This window comes from Dietzia sp. DQ11-38-2 (genome assembly GCF_014145055.1).
In the GTDB taxonomy this organism is placed as follows: domain Bacteria; phylum Actinomycetota; class Actinomycetes; order Mycobacteriales; family Mycobacteriaceae; genus Dietzia.
Map to the genome: position 1 here is coordinate 1 of NZ_JAALDW010000281.1, position 1217 is coordinate 1217.

A 1217-nucleotide genomic window follows, 5' to 3' on the forward strand; every position below is an offset into this window, starting at 1 on the left:
CGGGCACCGGCACGGTGCCCGCCCCTCCACTCGTCCACCGGGGATCACTCGGTCCGGTGACGTCCTTCCGCATCGCGCCGGTGGACGGTCGTGGTCCGGTGCACCACCGTCGTCCCGTCGGCATCGGTCGTGGTCACCGTGGTGCGTCGGATCTCCACCATCAGTCGTTCCCTCAGCCCGGACGGCGCCTTCTCACAGCATGAACTGGACAACTTCGCCTTGAGCCGACGCTCCGAGAGGAAGAGCTCCCTACAGGTGGGGCACCCCGCGAGGTGATGCTCGAGCCTCGAGCGACACGCGTCGTCGCATTCGAGGTCCACGAGCAGGGACAGGTCGCGCCGGGCGGCCTCGCAGTCGATCCGATCCAACCGCGGGTCGTGCTCCCTCATCACGACGCACCCCCCGCCCTGTCACGACCGAAGCCACGCTCGGTCGCCACGTCGCGCAGCAACTCACGCAGCTGCTTCCGGCCCCTGTGCAGGCGCGACATCACGGTTCCCAGCGGGGTGTCCATGATCTCGGCGATCTCCTTGTAGGGAAGATCCTGGACATCCGCGTAGTAGACCGCCATCCGGAACTCCTCCGGCAACTGCGCCAACGCGGCCCGGATCTCGTCGTCCGGCAGCAGCTCCATCGCCTCGACCTCCGCCGAACGCAGCCCGGTGGAGGTGTGTTCGGCGGCGGCCGCCAGCTGCCAGTCCGTGATCTCCTCGGTCGGATACTGGGCGGGTTGGCGCTGCCGCTTGCGGTAGTGGTTGATGTACGCGTTGGTGAGGATGCGGTGCATCCAGGCGCGGAAATTCGTCCCGGGCTTGAACGAGTGGAAGCCCGCGTACGCCTTCGCGTACGCCTCCTGCACGAGGTCCTCCGCATCCGCCGGGTTGCGAGTCATCCGCAGAGCGGCACCGTACAACTGGTCGAGAAGCGGCATGGCCAACTCTTCGAACTGCTCGGCACGTTGGTCGGACTCGTCGGGCTGCAACTCTGTCGGCAACCGGTACTCCTCACCTGTCGGTGACCCGGAGTCTATCCGCACGCCGGGGGCCTCGAGGACCGCGGTCCGCATCGCACCCTCCTCTCCTCGCCCCGGAACCGTCCCGGGTACCTGCTCCCACCAACACCCGCCTCTCGCGCGCTATTCCACCGGGCGCCGTCGCTACGCTGGTGTGGGTGACCCGGAAACGCGCGGGACAGCGCACACCCGCCGCCGCGGCGAC

The 1217-nt window shown here is 68.4% G+C and carries 2 protein-coding genes; both read right to left on the bottom strand.

What is annotated here, in order from left to right:
- Positions 1 to 44: 44 nt before the first annotated feature.
- Positions 45 to 389 (bottom strand): zf-HC2 domain-containing protein, encoded by a 345-nt coding sequence (locus G6026_RS10130; RefSeq protein ID WP_107755951.1) that lies wholly within the window; start codon positions 387 to 389, stop codon positions 45 to 47.
- The gene (locus tag G6026_RS10135; protein WP_107755950.1) at positions 389 to 1066 is read right to left on the bottom strand and encodes a sigma-70 family RNA polymerase sigma factor; all 678 of its coding nucleotides are present in this window, start codon (positions 1064 to 1066) and stop codon (positions 389 to 391) included. The genes G6026_RS10130 and G6026_RS10135 overlap by 1 nt, the downstream gene beginning before the upstream one ends.
- Positions 1067 to 1217: the final 151 nt, after the last annotated feature.

Bases quoted from the DNA above. Each gene is read 5' to 3' on its own strand.
- G6026_RS10135 (WP_107755950.1), bottom strand. From the start codon at position 1,066: ATGCGGACCGCGGTCCTCGAGGCCCCCGGCGTGCGGATAGACTCCGGG.
- G6026_RS10130 (WP_107755951.1), bottom strand. From the start codon at position 389: ATGAGGGAGCACGACCCGCGGTTGGATCGGATCGACTGCGAGGCCGCC.